The 19,494-nt window shown below is 50.7% G+C and carries 20 protein-coding genes; 11 read left to right on the forward strand and 9 right to left on the reverse strand.

Translation table 11 applies throughout. The annotated features are described in order from the left end of the window. Complete coding sequence (locus M467_RS29910) at positions 1-414, reverse strand: (deoxy)nucleoside triphosphate pyrophosphohydrolase (RefSeq protein ID WP_021067905.1); 414 nt, start codon at positions 412-414, stop codon at positions 1-3. Positions 415-637: 223 nt separating this feature from the next. Between M467_RS29910 and mqo the strand changes: the two genes are divergently transcribed. From mqo to M467_RS29925, 3 genes are all read left to right on the forward strand, one after another. After that, positions 638-2,137, forward strand: a complete 1,500-nt coding sequence (gene mqo, locus M467_RS29915; protein WP_021067906.1) for a malate dehydrogenase (quinone) — start codon at positions 638-640, stop codon at positions 2,135-2,137. 117 nt (positions 2,138-2,254) lie between these two features. Then, positions 2,255-2,743, forward strand: a complete 489-nt coding sequence (locus tag M467_RS29920; protein ID WP_021067907.1) for a hypothetical protein — start codon at positions 2,255-2,257, stop codon at positions 2,741-2,743. 14 nt (positions 2,744-2,757) lie between these two features. Further along, entirely contained in the window at positions 2,758-3,453 is a 696-nt protein-coding gene (locus M467_RS29925) for a hypothetical protein (protein WP_021067908.1), read from the forward strand. Positions 3,454-3,484: 31 nt separating this feature from the next. Here the strand turns inward: M467_RS29925 and M467_RS29930 are convergent, their stop codons facing one another. Beyond that, positions 3,485-4,009, reverse strand: coding sequence for a CarD family transcriptional regulator (locus M467_RS29930; protein ID WP_029596405.1), 525 nt, complete (start codon positions 4,007-4,009; stop codon positions 3,485-3,487). A 106-nt stretch (positions 4,010-4,115) separates the two neighbouring features. After that, the gene (locus tag M467_RS29935) at positions 4,116-4,544 is read right to left on the reverse strand and encodes a MarR family winged helix-turn-helix transcriptional regulator (RefSeq protein WP_021067910.1); all 429 of its coding nucleotides are present in this window, start codon (positions 4,542-4,544) and stop codon (positions 4,116-4,118) included. A 137-nt stretch (positions 4,545-4,681) separates the two neighbouring features. Between M467_RS29935 and M467_RS29940 the strand changes: the two genes are divergently transcribed. The 4 genes from M467_RS29940 to M467_RS29955 all read left to right on the forward strand — a co-directional run bounded on the left by M467_RS29940 (position 4,682) and on the right by M467_RS29955 (position 7,788). Further along, on the forward strand, positions 4,682-5,428 hold the full coding sequence (locus tag M467_RS29940) for a hypothetical protein (protein ID WP_021067911.1): 747 nt from the start codon (positions 4,682-4,684) through the stop codon (positions 5,426-5,428). A gap of 114 nt (positions 5,429-5,542) precedes the next feature. After that, positions 5,543-6,289 (forward strand): methionine ABC transporter ATP-binding protein, encoded by a 747-nt coding sequence (locus M467_RS29945; protein WP_021067912.1) that lies wholly within the window; start codon positions 5,543-5,545, stop codon positions 6,287-6,289. After that, on the forward strand, positions 6,282-6,944 hold the full coding sequence (locus M467_RS29950) for a methionine ABC transporter permease (RefSeq protein ID WP_021067913.1): 663 nt from the start codon (positions 6,282-6,284) through the stop codon (positions 6,942-6,944). Before M467_RS29945 ends, M467_RS29950 begins: the two co-directional genes overlap by 8 nt. Positions 6,945-6,969: 25 nt before the next feature. Further along, positions 6,970-7,788, forward strand: a complete 819-nt coding sequence (locus M467_RS29955) for a MetQ/NlpA family ABC transporter substrate-binding protein (protein ID WP_021067914.1) — start codon at positions 6,970-6,972, stop codon at positions 7,786-7,788. Positions 7,789-7,823: 35 nt separating this feature from the next. On the opposite strand, the gene M467_RS29960 is transcribed toward M467_RS29955, so the two are convergent. Continuing rightward, positions 7,824-8,660, reverse strand: a complete 837-nt coding sequence (locus M467_RS29960; protein WP_021067915.1) for an aldo/keto reductase — start codon at positions 8,658-8,660, stop codon at positions 7,824-7,826. Positions 8,661-8,802: 142 nt separating this feature from the next. Between M467_RS29960 and M467_RS29965 the strand changes: the two genes are divergently transcribed. Continuing rightward, entirely contained in the window at positions 8,803-9,216 is a 414-nt protein-coding gene (locus M467_RS29965) for a hypothetical protein (protein WP_144060675.1), read from the forward strand. 14 nt (positions 9,217-9,230) lie between these two features. On the opposite strand, the gene ahpF is transcribed toward M467_RS29965, so the two are convergent. The 4 genes from ahpF to htpG all read right to left on the reverse strand — a co-directional run bounded on the left by ahpF (position 9,231) and on the right by htpG (position 14,426). Then, the gene (gene ahpF / locus M467_RS29970) at positions 9,231-10,754 is read right to left on the reverse strand and encodes an alkyl hydroperoxide reductase subunit F (RefSeq protein ID WP_021067917.1); all 1,524 of its coding nucleotides are present in this window, start codon (positions 10,752-10,754) and stop codon (positions 9,231-9,233) included. 12 nt (positions 10,755-10,766) lie between these two features. Further along, on the reverse strand, positions 10,767-11,330 hold the full coding sequence (ahpC, locus tag M467_RS29975; protein WP_021067918.1) for an alkyl hydroperoxide reductase subunit C: 564 nt from the start codon (positions 11,328-11,330) through the stop codon (positions 10,767-10,769). Positions 11,331-11,663: 333 nt separating this feature from the next. Then, positions 11,664-12,461 (reverse strand): SRA domain-containing endonuclease, encoded by a 798-nt coding sequence (locus tag M467_RS29980; protein WP_021067919.1) that lies wholly within the window; start codon positions 12,459-12,461, stop codon positions 11,664-11,666. A gap of 96 nt (positions 12,462-12,557) precedes the next feature. Next, the gene (gene htpG, locus M467_RS29985; protein WP_021067920.1) at positions 12,558-14,426 is read right to left on the reverse strand and encodes a molecular chaperone HtpG; all 1,869 of its coding nucleotides are present in this window, start codon (positions 14,424-14,426) and stop codon (positions 12,558-12,560) included. A 279-nt stretch (positions 14,427-14,705) separates the two neighbouring features. Here htpG and gloA2 point away from each other — a divergent pair, with 279 nt between their 5' ends. Continuing rightward, entirely contained in the window at positions 14,706-15,086 is a 381-nt protein-coding gene (gene gloA2, locus M467_RS29990) for an SMU1112c/YaeR family gloxylase I-like metalloprotein (RefSeq protein ID WP_021067921.1), read from the forward strand. Positions 15,087-15,112: 26 nt separating this feature from the next. On the opposite strand, the gene M467_RS29995 is transcribed toward gloA2, so the two are convergent. Further along, the gene (locus tag M467_RS29995) at positions 15,113-15,739 is read right to left on the reverse strand and encodes a TetR/AcrR family transcriptional regulator (RefSeq protein ID WP_021067922.1); all 627 of its coding nucleotides are present in this window, start codon (positions 15,737-15,739) and stop codon (positions 15,113-15,115) included. A 122-nt stretch (positions 15,740-15,861) separates the two neighbouring features. Here M467_RS29995 and M467_RS30000 point away from each other — a divergent pair, with 122 nt between their 5' ends. Next, positions 15,862-16,611, forward strand: coding sequence for an SDR family NAD(P)-dependent oxidoreductase (locus tag M467_RS30000; RefSeq protein ID WP_021067923.1), 750 nt, complete (start codon positions 15,862-15,864; stop codon positions 16,609-16,611). A gap of 222 nt (positions 16,612-16,833) precedes the next feature. Then, positions 16,834-19,455, forward strand: a complete 2,622-nt coding sequence (locus tag M467_RS30005; protein ID WP_021067924.1) for a S8 family peptidase — start codon at positions 16,834-16,836, stop codon at positions 19,453-19,455. Positions 19,456-19,494: the final 39 nt, after the last annotated feature.

The raw sequence follows: 19,494 nt of genomic DNA on the forward strand, positions 1-19,494 counted from the left end.
TTACACGTTCTCGGCTTTTGTCGTTTGATTAATGACGTCGTTGACGGCAGGAATATCTGCTGGGGCCCACACAAGGGAATGTAAGTTATCGCGTTTTAACCAAATTAACGCATCGTGTTCTGTCGCGGTAGGCGTTCCTGATTTTAACTCAGCACGCAATGAAATCAATTGAATGATGAACGTTTCATATTCATGTACATGTTCATTAATCACTTCGTGCGCAGTGATTTCGCAAGCTAACTCTTCAGAAATCTCACGTTCAAGTGCTTCTTGCAAATTCTCACCGTCTTCAACTTTTCCACCAGGAAACTCCCACATGTTTGGAATCATCATATTTGTTGAGCGAAGGGCGCAGAGAATTTCTTGATTTTCATTTTCAATCACTGCTGCAACTACTTTTACTTTCTTTTTCATTATAGCTACCTCATTCTCTTAAGTATTGATTGTATTCATCATAACATCTCTAGTTCCGCGAGATGACTTCGTTAGAATCTCTAAAAGTTTTCCGTACTTAACCCTTATCAAACATCACAAAAGCGTTATAATCAATATAACAATTATAAACGGGGCGATTCGGCGAATGGGGATTTACCGAATCGTCTCATACACAAATCCAGGGGAGAAGGATGGGGTTTTCATGAGCAGTGTTCAAAAGAGAACAGACGTCATTTTGATTGGTGCAGGCATCATGAGTGCGACGCTCGGGTCGCTCTTTAAAGAGCTCGTACCAGAGTGGGAAGTCAAAGTGTTTGAGAAGCTCGAAAGTGCAGGGGAAGAGAGTTCGAACGAATGGAACAACGCCGGGACGGGACATGCCGCCCTCTGCGAGTTGAACTATACGACCGAGAAGCCGGATGGTACGCTCGACATCTCGAAAGCGATCAACGTCAATGAGCAGTTCCAAATCTCGCGTCAGTTTTGGGCGCATCTCGTCAACAAAGGCTTGATTCGAAACCCGGAAGCGTTCATCCGTTCGATTCCACATATGAGTATGGTCCAAGGCGAGAATGATGTCCGCTTCTTGAAGAAACGTTTGGAAGCGCTAACAAATAATCCGTTGTTTGAAGGGATGGTTTTATCGGATGACCCGGAACAACTCCGTGACTGGATGCCGATTGTCATGGAAGGACGTTCCGTCGATGAGCCGATCGCGGCGACGAAAATCGATTCAGGTACCGACGTCAACTTCGGTGCGCTTACACGGATGCTGTTTGACCATTTGACCGGCCAAGGCGTCGAGGTCAATTACAAGCATAGCGTCGAGGACGTGAAACGGTTGGCGAACGGTTTGTGGGAAGTGAAAGTGAAAGACATCGAGGCGAACACGATTGAGACGCACACGGCGCCGTTCCTGTTTATCGGCGGCGGTGGCGGTAGCCTACCGCTCCTTCAAAAGACGGGCATCCCGGAGTCCAAGCACATCGGCGGATTCCCGGTGAGTGGTCTGTTCCTCGTCTGTAAGAACCGTGACGTCATCGAACAGCACAACGCGAAAGTATACGGCAAAGCGAAAGTCGGCGCACCGCCGATGTCGGTGCCGCACCTCGACACGCGCTTCATCGAAGGGCGCAAAGAATTGTTGTTCGGACCGTTCGCCGGCTTTACGCCGAAGTTCTTGAAGACGGGCTCGAACCTCGATCTCATCCAATCGGTCAAACCATACAACGTCGTGACGATGCTCGCGGCTGGGGCGAAAGAGATGCCGCTCACGAAATATTTGATTGAGCAGGTGCTCTTGTCGCACAACAAACGGATGGACGAGCTCCGCGAATTCATTCCGACCGCGAAGAATGAGGACTGGGAAATTGTCGTCGCCGGACAACGCGTCCAAGTCATCAAAGACACGCCAGACGGTAAAGGGACACTCCAGTTTGGAACGGAAGTCGTCAGCGCCGAAGATGGATCGGTCGCAGCACTTCTCGGTGCGTCACCGGGCGCATCGACGGCCGTGCACGTCATGTTAAAAGTACTCGAGCAGTGCTTCCCAAGCCGGATGCCGGAATGGGAACCGAAAATCAAAGAGATGGTGCCGTCTTATGGCGTATCACTCTCCGATCACCCGGAACTGTTCAAGACGATTCACGAATCGACAGCGATGGCGCTCGGCTTGAAAGAGAAAGGCGTCGTCCACAATTGAATGATGTACAGGCGAGGATATGAACATATTCTCGCTTTTTCTTTTGAATTGTAAGACAATTAATCCATATATTGGTTAAAAACAAATGTGAGTCTACATAAAATTAGGAGGTGCTGCATGAATAAAATCATTTTATCTGAATGGGAACGTAAGAAGTACGGTGATTATGTCGACAAACTTCGAAAGTACCCGGATTGCTTCGAGTATTGCGTGCTTCCCAACTACGAAGATCATATGGAGACGGAACAGACGGAATGTATCCAATTGGACGATTGTTTCGCAGTATTGATGAGGCATGCAGGCCACTATATCCTTGTTGCTCTCCTGTTCGATGTCGAATGGGAAACGAGACAAGTGCTAGAATGGCTAGACCGTTGGGACGTCCGTTGCATGAGACAGACAAACGAGACACTTCTGATCTCACATGCAAATGATGTGGTTGAACAAATCAAATTCAAAGACCATCCACTTCTCTTGATTGAAAAAGGATCTAAGACATTACTTTTAGATCCAGAAGAGCTTATTGATGTAGCGGATGTCTATGAGCAGTACAAAAAAATCAATAACACAGGGCTAGCGGAAGATGTCATTGTCGAGAGTGATTAAAGGAGGACATGATTATGCAAACAAATGAACAGCTACATACATGGATTGAAGTCCATTCCCATGACATCTATTTTCGTCCATTCGTCAGTAAATCACCTGATTCAAAAGGGAATGTTTTCATAGTGGGTATCAATCCGGCCACACCAATTTCAAAAGATGCGTTTTCAAGTGTCGAGGACTATATTCAAACACTTTGTAATCGTGAACGCTTCATTGAACAAATAAAGATGATTCGACTATCACAAGGAAAGAGTCCTTTATCCCGTACAAGAGTCGGTTTAAATCAATTTGTGAAAGATTTAGAAGAGAGGTCAGGGGAGAAGATTGGCATCATTGAGACGAATATGAACGCGTATCCGACAAAGCGTGCGAAAGACTTGCTTCAAGTGAAAGATGAGTTAATTCAGCACGGTAGCAGAGTATTTCGTGAGCTACTATCTCTCTATCAACCAAAAGTGATTATTGTACACAGTAAGCAGGCGCTCGGGGAATTGCTTAATTTGTTGGAGGCAGAACAGATGAAACCATCTGAGACGTTCAAAAAGAAAATTGCGTTGAAAGACTGGATTTCTAAAGGTCCGATTACATTTACGTACGATAATGGGACAGTCGGGACGATATTCTGTTCCAAGCATTTTATGTACCACGGACATGTGGGGCAAAGTTTCCAGCCGCTTAAAGAACAAGTGTTGGCACAATTCGAGGCATAAAAAAAAGACCTCTTCGCACGGAAGGGGCCAATCAAGTAGTGGCGACAGGTTCTTCGCTCAAATAAGCAGCAATTTGTTGATCGATAATTTCTTCCGATAATTCAAGCGCGAGCGAAAGTTCTTTCACGAGGATCGTTTTAGCGTTCTCTAGAATCTTACGGTCCTGTTCATATAACTTTTTGTTCAACAAGAGAGCTTCGCTTTGGCGGCGAGCAAGCGTGTTGATGACTTGAGCGATCTCGTGACGGTTACCCGAGTGCACGACGTTCAAGAATTCGCGATTGCGGTTGTTCGGATGGGGATTCCATTCGACACCCGGCGAGCGGAACGATTCGAGGATCTCTTTTGCTTCTTTCGCTTCAAGGAGCGTCAACATCATCACTTTATCACTATCGACGGGGATACTGATTTGCAACTTCTGTGCGTTATTGATGGGATGGAGCGTGTAGTACGACTTCGTCTCACCCGCGACCGTCATGTCGGAAATGTCGTCAATGCGGCAAACTCCGTGGGTCGAATAGATGATTAAATCACCAGTTTTGAACAAATCGATCACCTCTTCCTTTCATCAAGTATAGTAGTTCATGACACGAAATGTCAACTCGGTTGACATTTGAGGTGAGATATGACACAAAAAAATCCCTCCCAATCGTTAGGAGAGATTACAAATTCCAGTCGGCTTTCAACAACATTTTCAGTTGTCGGAACGCGTCATCACCGAGTGAATCGGCTATTTTTTGTTCGAGTTCGGCTTTCAGTGACTCGTTCTGTTCGTAGCAACGGACCCCGAGCTCGGTCAGCTCGATACATTTATCTTTTCGACTCGTCGGATGATCGGTCACCGTGACGAGTTCTTTCGCTTTCAAGTTCTTGATGAGCTTATGGATCGCTTGACGGGAGATGTGGACGTTGCGCGTCACTTCGGCAATGGTCGGTTTTGTTTGATAAATCCGGGCGAGCACGTACCATTCGGAGTTGGAGATGTAGATATCGTGTTGCTCGTTCCAAGCCCGCTCGCTAATGCGACGGATTTGGTCATGTCGCTCACTGAGGAGGTCGAGGAGTCGTGTCGTCGGTTCTGTTGGAGTCAAATTGGTCACTCCTATTCGTTTTGTCGTTCCTAACTATACAAAAGCGGATGTGCCGCGTCAATGCGCGAAATGAGTTCGCCATCCTCTGATAGGATTTGGCGGTTTGGGGAAAGAACAGAAACAGAGGAGGGACAATCATGCCGACACGTACCGATTTATTTCAACGCTATAAACAACATATTCTCGAACTGCCCGACCTGGAGGAGACGACACTGAAGAGTGAACCGTTCCTGCTCGAGGAGGACCCGAACAAGCAACTCACGATTTATTATGCGCCGTTCGAATACATCAACCCGAACGCCAAAGTCGTCATCGCAGGGATTACGCCGGGACTGTATCAAATGCGGCAATCGTTCGAGGCGATTCGTGATTTGGCGGACGCACCCGACGAGGAGGCGCTCCGAGCTGTCAAACAACGAGGCAGCTTCTCCGGACCGATTCGCAAGAACTTGGTGACGATGCTCGACGACTTGGAGTTGCATCACCACCTTGGGATTCCGACGACGCTCGACTTGTTCGGCGAGGCGAACCATCTCGTGCAGAATACGGCGGTGCTGCCGTATCCGGTCTTTTATAAAGGGAAGAACTACAACGGGTCGAGTCCAGACATGTTGAAGACGGATTTATTTCGGTCTTATGTCGAAGGAGGGTTCGCCGACGAGATGGCCGTCCTCGAGGACGCACTCATCTTGCCGATGGGGATTAACGTCCGTCGTGCCGTCGAGACGCTCGTCGACAAGGGCATTATCGCGCCAGAACGCGTCGTGAGCGGATTTCCCCATCCATCAGGGGGGAACGGCCATCGACATCGAATCTTTGCCGAGAATCGTGAATCGATGCGGCGCCACATCGCTGAGCATTTCAAACAGCACCCGTTAAAGTGAACCGCCACGTGCGGTTCTTTTTTTGTGAAGCACCTCACCTGACAAGTCTGCTTTAGTTCGCTAAAATGGGTTACGAGGTTGACCCAGTTTTCCCATGAGAGAAAGGAACCATCTATGATCACGTTAACGAATGTCAGCAAACAGTTCGGCCGCGACGCAGCCGTCCGTGACGTCTCGCTTCAAATCGAGCGTGGCGAGGTATATGGCATCATCGGCGCGAGCGGAGCCGGCAAATCGACGTTGCTCCGACTGATGAACCTGCTCGAGACACCGGATACAGGGCAAGTCACGATTGATGGCGATGAGTTGACGGGCCTGTCGAGTCGACAACTACGCGAGAAGCGTCACGTCATCGGCATGATTTTCCAACAGTTTAATCTCGTCGCGAACAAGACCGTCTTTGACAACGTGGCCGCCTCGTTGAAGCTGGCCGGTCGACCACGGGCGACGCATGAGGCCCGGGTGCTCGAGTGCCTGCGTTTCGTCGGGCTCGAGTCGTTCAAAGACAAATACCCGGCACAACTAAGCGGTGGTCAAAAGCAGCGCGTCGCCATCGCGCGGGCGCTCGCGAACGAACCGCACGTCTTGTTATGTGATGAGCCGACGTCGTCGCTCGACCCGAACACGACGGCCGAAGTGCTCGGCGTGTTGAAGTCGATTAACGAGCGGCTCGGCGTTACCATCGTCATCGTGACGCATGAGATGGACGTCATCAAACAAGTGTGCGACCGCGTGACCGTCATGACGGACGGTTCGGTGTATGAGACGATTGACGTCATTCCGAGCGGGGTCGCAGAGATTGACGACAATCCGTCCTGGTTCGTCAATCAACTGAAGAAGGCGGGTGAACCACATGCCTAATGTGCTCCTGCAATATCAGACTGAGATTTGGCAATCGATCGGGGAGACGTTCATCATGGTCGGCGTCTCGATTCTCGCGGCCGTCCTCCTCGGTCTGCCGCTCGGGACGTGGCTCTACTTGTCACGAAAAGGGCAACTGCTCGAAAATCGGGCCGTCTTCTCCGTGCTCAACTTGATCGTCAATATCGTCCGCTCGTTCCCGTTCCTGTTACTCGTCGTGTTTTTGATTCCATTTACGCGGCTCATCATCGGAACGGCCATCGGGACGGCGGCGGCAACCGTGCCGCTCGCCATCATCGCCATCGCCCATTACTCGCGACTCGTCGAGCAGTCACTCCTTGACGTACCGCGCGGCGTCGTCGAGGCGGCCGTGTCGATGGGGGCGTCCATCAAAGACGTCATCTTCAAGTTCTTGTACGTCGAGGCCCGTTCCGGTCTCGTCCTCGGGCTCACGACGTCAATCATCAGCTTCATCTCGTACTCGACTATCATGGGGGTGGTCGGGGGCGGTGGCATCGGTGATTTTGCCATCCGCTACGGCTATCAACAGTTCAAGACGGAGCTGATGATGTACATGATTCTCATCATGCTCGTCTTCGTTCAGATGATTCAGTTCACCGGTACGACGGTGGCTCGGCTCATCGACAAACGCTAATTACCTACAGAAAGAAGGAGAACTTATGAAAAAATTATTGGCGCTTTTCGCCTCACTCACACTCGTCCTCGCGGCGTGTGGGAACGATTCAGAAACGAACACGACGGAAGCCCCGTCAAACGAGCCGCAGACGCTCAAAGTCGCATCGCTCATCCCACCGATGACGGATATGCTTGAAATCGCGAAAGAGCAACTCGCAGAAGACAACATCGAGCTCGAAATCGTCGTCCTCGGTGACAACGTCCAACCGAACACGGCGCTCGCAGCAAAAGAAGTCGACGCGAACTTCTTCCAACACGTCCCGTACATGGAAGAGTTCAACCGCAGCAATGACGCCAACCTCGTCCCAATCGAACCGATTTACTTCGCCAACTACGGTGTCTACTCGAAAGAGTATGACAACATGGACGATATCCCGGAAGGCGCGACGATTGCCATCGCGAATGACGTCTCAAACATCGATCGCTCGCTCTCGTTGCTCGCACAGCACGACGTGATTGAGCTCGGTGAGAAGAACGGTTCGTATTACACGCAAGCCGATATCACCGAAAACCCGAAGAACCTCAAGTTCGAGGAAGTCGATTTGCTCATGCTCGCGCGTGCGTATGATGACGTCGATGCGGTCCTCATGACGCCGGCTTACGCGGCTCCACTCGGTTTGACGCCGAAGAGCGATGCTCTCTTGACGGAAGGTGTCGAGAACGACTTCGCCATCACGCTTGTTGCTCGTGAAGACAACAAAGATGAAGAAGCGATCCAGAAACTCGGCGAAGCACTCACAAGTGACGAAGTCCGCGCGTTCTTGGAAGAAAATTACGAAGAAACGGCGATTCCGGCGTTTTAACGAGAAAAGATTGAGCCCAGACGGCTCAATCTTTTTTAGTATTCCTCGTATTCTCTCGGGTCTTGGTTGTCGATGCGGCCATCTGGCTTTGTCAGCGCGTTGAGTGTCTCCATCTCGTCCTCGGTCAATTCGAAGTTGAAGACGTCGAGGTTCTCTTTTTGGTGCAACTCGCTCGACGAACGGGGGAGCGGGATGACACCGAGTTGGACGTGCCAACGCAGAATGACTTGAGACACGGTCTTGCCTTTTTGTCTTGCTAGTTCCGCAATCGTCTCGTCATGCGTGACAGTCCGGGCTCGGCTCAACGGACTCCATGCCTCAGTGATGATGCCGCGCTCTTTGTCAGCTTGACGCTGTTCCACTTGGGAGAAGTATGGGTGGAGCTCGATTTGGTTGATGACCGGTGTCTCACCCGTCTCCTCAATCAAACGGTCGAGGTGCTCAGGCATAAAGTTCGAGACGCCGATGGAGCGGATCCACCCGTTCTCTTTCGCTTGGATGAGTGCGCGCCACGCCTCCACGTATTTGTCTTGTTTCGGGTTCGGCCAATGCAACAGGAACAAGTCCCAATAGTCGAGGTTCGCCCGATAGAGTGACTCACGAATCATCTCGAGTGCATCATCATAATTAAAATATTGAGCCCGCAGCTTCGACGTCAAAAACAGCTGCTCGCGCGGGATGCCAGATTGGCGGACGGCTTCGCCGACGGCACCTTCATTGTCATAGCGAATCGCCGAATCGATGAGACGATAGCCGTTGCGGATGGCGCTCGTGATGGCGTCGACGCCCGGTTCACCTCGTAAATAGACGGTGCCGAGCCCGATGGCCGGAATCTCGTAGCCATCATGTAGTTTAATGGTTGGGATGTTCATAAAATGCCTCCTCATTCAAAATCCGTTCTCTTGTCCGATATTCCACTTTCCCGGGGAATCAAACGTTTGAATCGGTTGGAGTAAACCAAAATGAAGTTGCTCATTTTCCTGTTTTTGGGATAATCATAGAGAGGTGATGGGGATGAAGTGGTGGTGGATGTTCGGGATATTGGCCATTGGAGGAATGATGGTCGTCAATGAGGCTTGGTATGGAAACTCGGCGGCGTTTGGAACGGCGACCAGTATGATTATCGTGACGTTGATTGGCTTAAGAAATTTAGAAGGCCGGAATCGTATACGAATGGGAATGATTTTTTCACTATTGATTGCTGGAGCGATTTACTTCGGGTTGCCGAGTTATTCGGTCGCCGAGGCAGAATATAACCTGAAACAAGTACATAAGATTGTGAACTATGTGGACGGTGTCGGAGTGGTGAACGAAGGCTGGAATCCGTTTCAACCAAACCGTGTCTATTTATTTGAAATTGATTCAGGGGACCGAGTCTTGTTTTTACCCGATTCGGGAGACATTATAAAAACGCGTCCTCCAATGTGAGGACGCGTTTCTGATTAGTTGCGAATCATATAATCGAAAGCACCGAGTGCGGCAGTCGCACCAGAACCCATCGAGATGATGATCTGTTTGTAGGCGCTGTTCGTGCAGTCGCCTGCTGCGAACACACCTGGGACGTTCGTCGCGCCATGACGGTCGACGACGATCTCACCGAAGTTGTTGCGTTCGACCGAGTCGAGCCAGTCCGTGTTCGGGACGAGACCGATTTGGACGAAGACGCCTTCGAGTTCGATGTGATGCGTTTCGTTCGTCTCACGTGACATATATGAGATGCCGTTCACTTTGTCCGTACCCGTGATTTCTGTCGTCTGTGCGTTCGTTACGACGGTCACGTTCGGGAGGCTGTGTAGACGGTCTTGAAGCACTTGGTCGGCTTTGAGTTCGGCAGCGAACTCGAGCACCGTCACGTGTTTGACGATTCCAGCGAGGTCGATTGCTGCTTCAATTCCAGAGTTACCGCCACCGATGACCGCGACGCGCTTGCCTTCGAAGAGCGGGCCATCACAGTGCGGGCAATAGGCGACACCTTTGTTTTTGAACTCGGCTTCACCTGGGACGTTGACGTTGCGCCAGCGAGCACCCGTCGACAGGATGACACTTTTACTCTTCAAGACGGCGCCGTTCTCAAGTTCGACTTCGACGAGTTCTTTCTTCTCGAGGCGCTTCGCGCGCTGAAGGTTCATGACGTCGATGCCGTACTCTTTCACGTGCTCTTCTAAGCTCGCGACGAGTTTCGGGCCTTCTGTGTAAGATGTGCCGATGAAGTTTTCGATTCCCATCGTGTCCATCACTTGACCACCGAAGCGTTCTGCGACGATGCCGGTCCGGATGCCTTTACGAGCCGCGTAAACCGCTGCGCTCGAACCGGCCGGGCCGCCACCGATGACGAGGACGTCATACGGGTCTTTGTTGTCGAATGCTGAAGCGTCAGGGCCAGTGCCGAGTTTCGCCAAAATCTCTTCAAGTGACATGCGTCCGTTGCCGAACGCCTCACCGTTCAAGAAGACGGTCGGGACAGCCATGATCTCTTTCGCTTCAACTTCTGCCTTGAACGCACCACCGTCAATCATCGTATGCGAGATGTTCGGGTTGAGCACGCTCATGACGTTGAGTGCCTGGACGACGTCCGGGCAGTTGTGGCAGCTGAGGCTGATATACGATTCAAAGTGGTACGTGCCTTGAATGTTTTGAATCTGTTTGATCGCGTCCGCGTCGACTTTCGGCGCCCGGCCGCTCACTTGGAGCAACGCGAGGACGAGTGACGTGAACTCGTGACCGAGCGGAATGCCCGCGAAGACGATCCCTGTCTCTTCAGACGGACGGCTCACGCTGAAGCTCGGTGTGCGAACGAGCGTGACGTTCTCGACCGAGATGCGTGACGACATGCTCGCGAGTTCGTTCACGAGGTCGAGCATCTCTTTTGAGACCGCGTCGTCTCCAGCGCTGACACGGAGGACGACGTCGCCCTCCATGAGCTGGAGATATTGGTCCAACTGTTGTTTAATATCTGCTTCTAACATGAAATCCGCTCCTTACAACTTGCCGACGAGGTCGAGGCTCGGGCGAAGTGTTGCAGATCCTTCTTCCCATTTAGCCGGGCAAACTTCGCCTGGGTTGTTGCGGACGTATTGTGCCGCTTTGACTTTGTTAACGAGTGTGCTCGCGTCACGGCCGATGCCGCCTGCGTTAATTTCAACTGTTTGGATGACGCCGTCTGGGTCGATGATGAACGTACCGCGGTCAGCAAGGCCATCTTCTTCGTTCAAGACGTCGAAGTTACGTGAGATTGTGTGTGATGGGTCACCAATCATGATGTACTCGATTTTACCGATTTTCTCAGACGTTTCGTGCCATGCTTTGTGCGTGAAGTGTGTGTCAGTCGATACTGAGTAAACTTCGACGCCGAGGTTTTTAAGTGTCGCGTATTCGTTTTGAAGATCTTCAAGTTCAGTCGGGCAGACGAATGTGAAGTCAGCTGGGTAGAAGCAAACGACGCTCCATTGACCTTTGAAGTCGTTGTCTGATACTTCGAGGAATTCACCTGTTTGGAATGCTTGTGCTTTGAAAGGTAAGATTTCTTTGCCGATTAATGACATGGGATATGTCCTCCTTGGTTTTTTACTCTAGTGGACTTTCGTCTCTACTAGAATAATTATAATGTAATACTAACTTCATATAACCCGCCAAAAATGTCAAGGCGTTTGCATGTCTGGTAAAATGTTGATATATCAACGTTAAATGGATAAATCGCTTGATGAAAGGAAAGAAAACGATTACAAAATAAATGTGCTTTTGTTTTCAATAACCTATGCAAAAAAAATAAAACCTAATTCAGAGACATAGGTTCGATGAAGAAATGAATCCTTGATTCTCGTCATAAATCACTAGATTATCAATTACAAATAAAAAAACCTTAATCTGAAGGCAGATCAAGGTTGCTGAATCTTATGGATGATGTCTTGATTAAATTCTACTCGATCTATGCCTTTATGGAGGCGAGCGTGACAGTTCGGACAAACTGCTACAACTTGGTCAGGTTGCGACAAGCCATCATCGGATTCTTTGTAGAGCGAGTGGAGCTCGAGATAAGGTCCGTTTTCCGTTTCAAATGGAGCTGGTTGCTCACAAGCTTCGCAACAGTTATTGGCACGAGCCAGCACATAATAATGAAGCGCTGCTGTTTGTTCGCGAACTTGTAACTTTCGAGCGGACATACTTAAACCAGTTGCTCGTTTTGGGTCGCGAGATGCAATTTCCTCTAACTCTTCAATTGATTTATAACGCATCGTCGATGAGAACTGATGGGCTTCTTCCTGAATTACATGCAGTGGTTCAAACGCAAAGACGATCACTTCTCGTTGATTGTGATATTTATCAATTCCAAATTGAATATCAAAACCAATTAAAATGAGTTGATCGACAAAGCGGTAAGTCCCTCGTCCAAGCGATTCGAATAAATAAACGTCTTCGCCATTTTCTACATGGTTGAGTAGAGCTTTATTTCCGAAAGAAAACGATTGATTCCCTTCCTGTCCTTCTCCGCTGTAATAGTAGAGACCGTCATCTTCATTCCAGCCATTTTTATAGCCAAACTCTTCATCCATTCCACTATCGAATATAAAGATGAGTTTATGTTTGTTTGGGGTACTAATCCCTCGTTGTCGACTTCCACCATAACGATCGTGAAGTTCAGAGCGTTTATACAACTTATTTTTTTCGAACAGCATATGACACCTCAATCCCAAGAATTTCTTCTACGTTAAATTGTATCACGTCTTCATACGAATAAATGAAAAAGACAGAGGTCGCCCTCTGCCTTTCAATTATTCTGCCATCAACGCGCACACCGCGTTCGAATAGGCGACCGGGTCTTCAATCGGTAGCCCTTCGATGAGGAGTGCCTGCTGATAGAGCAAGTCCGTATACTGTTTCGCTTTCGCTTCGTCTTCCTTATAGATGCGCTGTAACGTCTGGAAGATGGCGTGATCGGCGTTCACTTCAAGAACTTTCTCGGCTTTCATGCCGCCGCCGTTCGGCATCGTGTTCAAAATCTTCTCCATCTCGATTGAGACGTCGCCGGCGACCGTCAAGCAGACCGGATGTGACTTGAGACGTGTCGAGGCGCGCACTTCTTTGACGCGGTCGCCCAGTTCTTGTTTCATGAAGGCGAACAAGTCCTTGTTGTCCTCATTGAGGGAATGGGCCGCCTCGTCATCAAGCCCGAGGTCACCGCTCGCGATCGACTTAAACTCTTTGTCGTCATACGACTGGAGCATCTTGATGGCGAACTCGTCGATTTCTTCAGTGAAGTAGAGAATCTCGAATCCTTCTTCTTTCAAGCGTTCCGCCTGTGGTAACAGGTCGATGCGGTGAATCGATTCGCCCGTCGCGTAATAGATGTACTTCTGGTCGTCTTTCATGCGCTCGACGTACTCTTTGAGCGTGACGAGCTTCTTCTCGTTCGACGAGTGGAACAAGAGCAAGTCTTTCAACTCGTCCTTGGCGGCACCGAACTGATCGTAGACGCCGAACTTGAGCTGGCGACCGAACGATTCATAAAATTTCTCGTAGTCCTCGCGCTCGTTTTGGAGCATCTTCTCGAGCATGCCTTTGATTTTCGACTTCACGTTTTTGGCGATGACGCGAAGTTGGCGGTCCTGCTGCAGCATCTCCCGGGAAATGTTGAGCGAAAGGTCTTCCGAGTCGACCATCCCTTTGACGAAACTGAAATAGTCCGGAAGCAGGTCAGGCGACTTCTCCATGATCAAGACGCCGTTCGAATACAGCTCGAGCCCTTTCTCGAACTCTTTCGTGTAATAGTCGAACGGGACCGTCGATGGGATGTAGAGAATCGACTGATACCGGATGGAGCCGTCGACGTTCAAGTGAAGGTGTTTGAGCGGCTCATCGAAGCCGTAGCGCTTCTCGTGATAGAACGCCTTGTAGTCCTCCTCCGAGAGCTCGCTCTTCCGTTTGCGCCAAATCGGCACCATGCTGTTGACCGTCTCTTCTTCAATATAGTCCTCGTACTCTTCTGAATCGTCTTTTTGACGGTGCTTCGTCACGTCGAGCTTAATCGGGTAGCGGATGAAGTCCGAATGCTTCTTGATGAGCGAACGGATCTCGTACTCTTGGAGGAATGATGAGTATGTCTCGTCGTCCGTGTCAGCTTTCACGTGCAACGTGATCTCAGTCCCGATGTCGGTCTTATCCGTCGGCTCGATCGTGTAACCGTCTGTGCCTTCCGACTCCCACAAGTAGCCTTGTTCACTGTCGACCGAGCGGGTGCGGACTGTCACACGGTCTGCCACCATGAACGCCGAGTAGAAGCCGACACCGAATTGGCCGATGAGGCTGTGGTCTTCTTCCATCTTCGTCGCCTGCTTCATCGCGAGCGAGCCGCTCTTGGCGATAATCCCGAGGTTCGATTCGAGTTCGTCGGCCGTCATCCCGATTCCGGTGTCACGGATGGTGATTGTGCGGGCGTCTTTGTCGAGCTCGACTTTAATGAAGTAGTCGTCCTTGTTGAAGTCGATTGCCTCATCTGACAAGGCCCGGTAATACATCTTGTCGATGGCGTCACTCGCGTTCGAGATGAGCTCACGGAGGAAGATGTCCTTATGCGTATAGATTGAGTGGACCATCAACTCTAAAATTCGTTTCGATTCGGCTTGAAACTGTTTCTTTGTCATGATCGTTCTCCTTTTTAATTGTTCGTTTTTGGCACTCTGATGATAAGAGTGCTAACACTATTGATTATCCTAATTTTTAGGAAGATGTCAACCCGATTCAAACAAAACGTTGACGCGGGGCTCAGATTCACCTATAGTTGAGTACATGCGATGAGCTGGTCTATGTAAGACGGCGGACATTCCTTCGGGAGCACGTTGTGGAGCGTGGTTCGACGCGGTAGACTTTTCGAGAGCACCTCTAGTGAGAGGTGCTCATTTTTTTGTATATGGGGGATTATGATGCAACTACATACCATCCATCACGTGGCGATTATCGCTTCAAATTATGACGAGGCGAAACGGTTCTACATCGATATCCTCGGTTTCGACGTCATCCGCGAGCATCAGCGTCCGGACAAAGGCGATCACAAGATCGACCTGCGGCTCGGTGCGTACGAGCTCGAGCTGTTCATCAAACCGGACAGTCCGAAACGGCCGAGCTTCCCGGAGGCGTGTGGACTCCGTCATCTCGCCTTTAAAGTCGACGACATCGAGGCGGTCGTCGCTGAACTGAATACGCACGGTGTCACGACGGAACCAATTCGGTTTGACACGTTCACGGGCGAGAAGATGACGTTCTTCTTCGACCCGGACGGTCTGCCGCTCGAACTGCACGAATAAAGCCCCTTCACGCGAAGGGGCTTTCGTTATGGGCGCACGTAAGACAAGAGCATCTCTCGCAACACCCGCTGTTGGATGAGGGGCTCGATGTCGTCCTCTAAATAACTGATGTGAGACTTCAAAATGATGTTGTTGCCGAACGTACCGAACGCGTTGATGATGGTGACGACGGTTGCTTTCACGTCGAGATTGCTCCGGAGCGAACCGTCCGTCTTCCCGTCCGCGATGAGCGGTTCGAGCGTCTCCATGATTTCGCGCTGCAATTCGATATAGTCGTCAATCCCGGGAAGGGGACTTGCGACGGACGAGGCATAACTCTCGAACGCCTCACGGAAACGAGAGTGGCTTGTACGCTTCACTTGTTGGTCGAGTAAATAGTCGAGAATCGCTTCGAGTCGCGAATAGGCATTTCCCGGCCGGCTCGTCAGTTCTTTGAACGCATCGAGCGTCGGTGCCAAATTGCGCACGGCCGCGGCAACGATCAACTGGTCTTTTTTCGGAAAGTACCGGAACAACGTCGCGACCCCGAGCTCGGACGCGTCAGCGATATCCTGCATTTGCACCCGTTCAAATCCGTCTTGTAAAAAGAGCACCTCGGCTTGCTCGATGATGCGATTCATTCGTTCTTCTTTATTTTGTTGTCGTTTACTCATGAAATCACCTCTTTGTATCTCGTTATTATACCGTGTCGAAGCAGTTTCGTTGAGAATCGAATGTGCATCGACTACTATAATGATAGTTAGACTATCATATTTAAAGAAATGGAGTTGGGATTATGCGGTTAACGGGGAAAGTAGCGGTCATTACGGGGGCAGGCAGTGGTATGGGAGAAGAGACGGCCAAGTTGTTCGCACGAGAAGGGGCGACCGTCGTCGCGACAGACATCAATTTTGAAGCGGTGACGCGCGTCGTGGAAATGATCCGGTCAAACGGAGGAGAAGCGATCGCGCTTCAACACGACGTCACGTCACGCAACGATTGGGAAAACATTTATAACGAAGTCCAGTCCGTGTGCGGCAAGCTCGACGTGCTCGTCAACAATGCGGGCATCGCGCTCGCAAAACCGTTCTTGGATCAGACGGAGGAAGACTGGGCGCGCACGTATCGAATCAATATCGATGGCGTCATGCTCGGAACGCAATATGCGATTCCACTCATGGAGCAAAACGGCGGCGGGTCGATCGTCAACATCTCGTCCATCTCAGCGCTCACAGGTATGGCCGGTGCCGGTGCCTATACGGCCTCGAAAGGAGCCGTCCGGTCGCTCACGAAAGCGGCAGCCGTCGATTACGGCAAGCACAACATTCGCGTCAACTCGGTCCATCCGGGCTATATCGTGACACCGATGAGTGCGCCGCATATGGAGCACCCGGACTATAAACAACATTTCCTGAATCAAATCGCTTTGCCGAATCTCGGTCGGGCTGAAGAAGTGGCGACGGCCGTCCTCTTCCTCGCGTCGGATGAAGCAAATCACATCACGGGAATCGAACTTCCGGTCGATGGGGGCGTCACAGCAAAATAAGCAATACAACACATGCAGGTCGGAGGAATTTTCCTCTGACCCTTTTTTAATTATTTTTCGAAAAAACCATATTAGAGATAGACAAATCGAGAGTTTCCTAAAATAATGAAATTAAGTGATTTTTTGTAGTTAATTGTTGGAACCTTCAAGCCATTATCACGTATACATGAATTGACGGATCCGTCGGTTGAAGCTTTGGACATATAGAAATGAGGAGAACAGATGAAAGCAACATGGAAACAAGTTTTATCATTCGTCACGGTGCTCATGCTCGTATTGGCATTGATTCCACCACAAGCGAGTGCGGACGCTGGAGCGGGGATGCAAGAGGCGAAGACGCTCAGCCCAGGAGTAGAAGTCACATTCGAAACCGGGACAGACGCCACGAATACATACTGGTTCAAAATGGAACGGGGGACTCCATCGGCGATGACGCATATGGAAGTTCAGTTCGATTCGACGAAGCTCGCGAACATCTCGGTCTATCCGAGTGCCGATTTGGCAGCGAAGGACGAAACGTTCGAACAGTATCGTTCGAGCGCGACACAAGAAGACGGACAGCAATCGGCGACGATTCGTTTCCCATATGCATGGGAAGGTCCATACTACATCAAAGTGGAGTATCTCCCGATGATGGAAGAAGAGACGGTGTCGCCTTCAGACATCAAACTCGTCTACAACCCGGTTAAATTGCCGGTCAAGTATGAAAACATCGAGACGGAGGCGGGCATGTGTGCCGTCGAATCGATTTTAAATCCGGCACCAGAGCGCGACTCGATGTTGAAACTCATCCGTCGCATTCAGACGGAAGTGTTGGCACAATCGGAGTCAGGCAACGATTTGGCCGCCTTGTACTATCGGACGTCGCCATACCTCATCAAAGCGATGGTGAAAGACGGCGCGAAACGCCAACAAGCGTACAATGATTTGAAGGCGTTACAGCCACTCATGAACGCGCTCGTTGATCGGAAATCATACACGCTCACGCAAGCGGATGAAGCGGCCATCGAACGGTTACAGACGCTCGTGACGTCAAGTGTGCCGACAGCATTGCAAGCAGAAGTCGACAAGGTAGCAGCTAAGCTTGGAACGGGTACGCTTGCCGGAACACCGCTCCAAGATGTAATGGGTAAATTCGGGGTATCGATTGAAGTCGATGATGCGCCGCGTTATATCGTCAAATACAAATCGTCACCGAGCAAGTCGCTCGGTAAGATGAACGCTTTATCGAACGTCTCAGCAGAGAAAGTCGATCTTGGTCGCCCAGGTGACCACTTCGCGGTCGTCGACGTTGAAGCGGCGAGCACGAAAACGCAAGCGACGGCCAAGTCGACGCTCGAGCGTGACGCGAACGTCGAGTTCATCGAGCCGGTCCAGACGTATCAAGCGTTCATGGCCGACACGAGTTACGACTATCAATGGTCACTCAATTCAAAATCGGTATTGGCGCCGTTCCAAGATGCTGGAATCGGTATTGACGCTTACGAGGCACTCAACTTACCGGCTCGATCGGTCAAAGTGGCCGTGCTCGATACGGGTGTCGATTATCGCCTCCTGGACTTTAAAGGACGTGTCGATATCGCCAACGAGAAGAACTTTGTCGACCCGAACGGGGAAGGCAGTGCCATCGATGACCACGGCCACGGGACACATGTCGCCGGCGTCATTGGTGCGATTCAAAACAACGGGACATCGATGCGCGGCATGATGCCGGCCGTTTCGATTCTCCCGGTCAAAGTGCTTGACGCGAGCGGTTCTGGAGACACAGAACAAATCGCGCTCGGCATCAAGTATGCGGTCGATGCGGGTGCCAAAGTCATCAACATGAGCCTCGGCGGCAGCGAAAGTCGGACAATCGGCTACATGTTGAAGTACGCATATGACCGTGGTGTCGTCGTCGTGGCGGCAACCGGGAACGACGGCGATTCAAGCCTGTCATACCCAGCTTCATCGAAATACACGATCTCGGTCGGTGCGACGAACACGTTCGGCATCGTCTCGGATTACTCGAACCACGGATACGGCGTCGACGTCGTGGCACCGGGAACGAAAGTCGCGAGCCTCGTGCCAAACGGTAACGTCGTCTATATGGACGGAACGAGCATGGCGACACCGCACGTCTCGGCCGTCGTTGGTTTGTTGTTATCGACACGTCCGACACTCAAAGTGGAAGAAGTACGTCAATTGCTCCATCGCACAGCGGAACCAGTCGCCTTCTCAGGCGGCGATGCGACCGAAGGTATGAGCTATGAAGACGGACTTGACTATTTCATGGAAGATTCGGAAGAAGAACTTCCGTTCAACTATGATTACATCAGCGGCTATGGCAAAGTGAACGTGCATTATGCGGCTTCGATGCTGCGTCTCTATGCCAAGCCAGGAATCGTCCGTGACAATTCGACCGTATTTGCCGCTAGCGTGCAAAGCGGGACGACAGTGACGGTCTATAACGGCGAGAAACGTCTTGCGACAGGAACGTCGAAACAGGCTCGGGTCGCCTTGAACATCGGAGCACAAAAAGCAGGCACGACACTCCGTGTCGTCTATAGCAACGGCAAGCTCGTTTCGAGCGAACGTCTCCTTGTCACAACAGGAGCTCGTCCGAAACAGCCGGTCGTCACGACACCGCGTGCGAACGCGAAACAAGTGACGGGTCGCGCCGACGCTGGAATGACGGTCATCGTGCGTGATGCGAAGCGCCGTGTCATCGGGAAAGGGACGACTGGACTCACAGGATCGTTCGTCACGAAGACACGCACGCTCAAAAAAGGAGAGCGTCTCTCGGTTCATATCGAAGATGCGAAAGGCCGCGCCAGCCAGATGAAGCAAGTCATCGTCAAATAAGTGCGCAATCAACAAGGAGTTCGCCGCGGCGAACTCCTT

Origin of the sequence: Exiguobacterium chiriqhucha RW-2 (assembly GCF_000416965.1) — a bacterium.
GTDB lineage: Bacteria > Bacillota > Bacilli > Exiguobacteriales > Exiguobacteriaceae > Exiguobacterium > Exiguobacterium chiriqhucha.

Coding starts and splice junctions, on each gene's coding strand:
- M467_RS29910 (WP_021067905.1), bottom strand. CDS start 414: ATGAAAAAGAAAGTAAAAGTAGTTGCAGCAGTGATTGAAAATGAAAAT.
- mqo (WP_021067906.1), top strand. CDS start 638: ATGAGCAGTGTTCAAAAGAGAACAGACGTCATTTTGATTGGTGCAGGC.
- M467_RS29920 (WP_021067907.1), top strand. CDS start 2,255: ATGAATAAAATCATTTTATCTGAATGGGAACGTAAGAAGTACGGTGAT.
- M467_RS29925 (WP_021067908.1), top strand. CDS start 2,758: ATGCAAACAAATGAACAGCTACATACATGGATTGAAGTCCATTCCCAT.
- M467_RS29940 (WP_021067911.1), top strand. CDS start 4,682: ATGCCGACACGTACCGATTTATTTCAACGCTATAAACAACATATTCTC.
- M467_RS29945 (WP_021067912.1), top strand. CDS start 5,543: ATGATCACGTTAACGAATGTCAGCAAACAGTTCGGCCGCGACGCAGCC.
- M467_RS29950 (WP_021067913.1), top strand. CDS start 6,282: ATGCCTAATGTGCTCCTGCAATATCAGACTGAGATTTGGCAATCGATC.
- M467_RS29955 (WP_021067914.1), top strand. CDS start 6,970: ATGAAAAAATTATTGGCGCTTTTCGCCTCACTCACACTCGTCCTCGCG.
- M467_RS29960 (WP_021067915.1), bottom strand. CDS start 8,660: ATGAACATCCCAACCATTAAACTACATGATGGCTACGAGATTCCGGCC.
- M467_RS29965 (WP_144060675.1), top strand. CDS start 8,803: ATGAAGTGGTGGTGGATGTTCGGGATATTGGCCATTGGAGGAATGATG.
- ahpF (WP_021067917.1), bottom strand. CDS start 10,754: ATGTTAGAAGCAGATATTAAACAACAGTTGGACCAATATCTCCAGCTC.
- ahpC (WP_021067918.1), bottom strand. CDS start 11,330: ATGTCATTAATCGGCAAAGAAATCTTACCTTTCAAAGCACAAGCATTC.
- M467_RS29980 (WP_021067919.1), bottom strand. CDS start 12,461: ATGCTGTTCGAAAAAAATAAGTTGTATAAACGCTCTGAACTTCACGAT.
- htpG (WP_021067920.1), bottom strand. CDS start 14,426: ATGACAAAGAAACAGTTTCAAGCCGAATCGAAACGAATTTTAGAGTTG.
- gloA2 (WP_021067921.1), top strand. CDS start 14,706: ATGCAACTACATACCATCCATCACGTGGCGATTATCGCTTCAAATTAT.
- M467_RS29995 (WP_021067922.1), bottom strand. CDS start 15,739: ATGAGTAAACGACAACAAAATAAAGAAGAACGAATGAATCGCATCATC.
- M467_RS30000 (WP_021067923.1), top strand. CDS start 15,862: ATGCGGTTAACGGGGAAAGTAGCGGTCATTACGGGGGCAGGCAGTGGT.
- M467_RS30005 (WP_021067924.1), top strand. CDS start 16,834: ATGAAAGCAACATGGAAACAAGTTTTATCATTCGTCACGGTGCTCATG.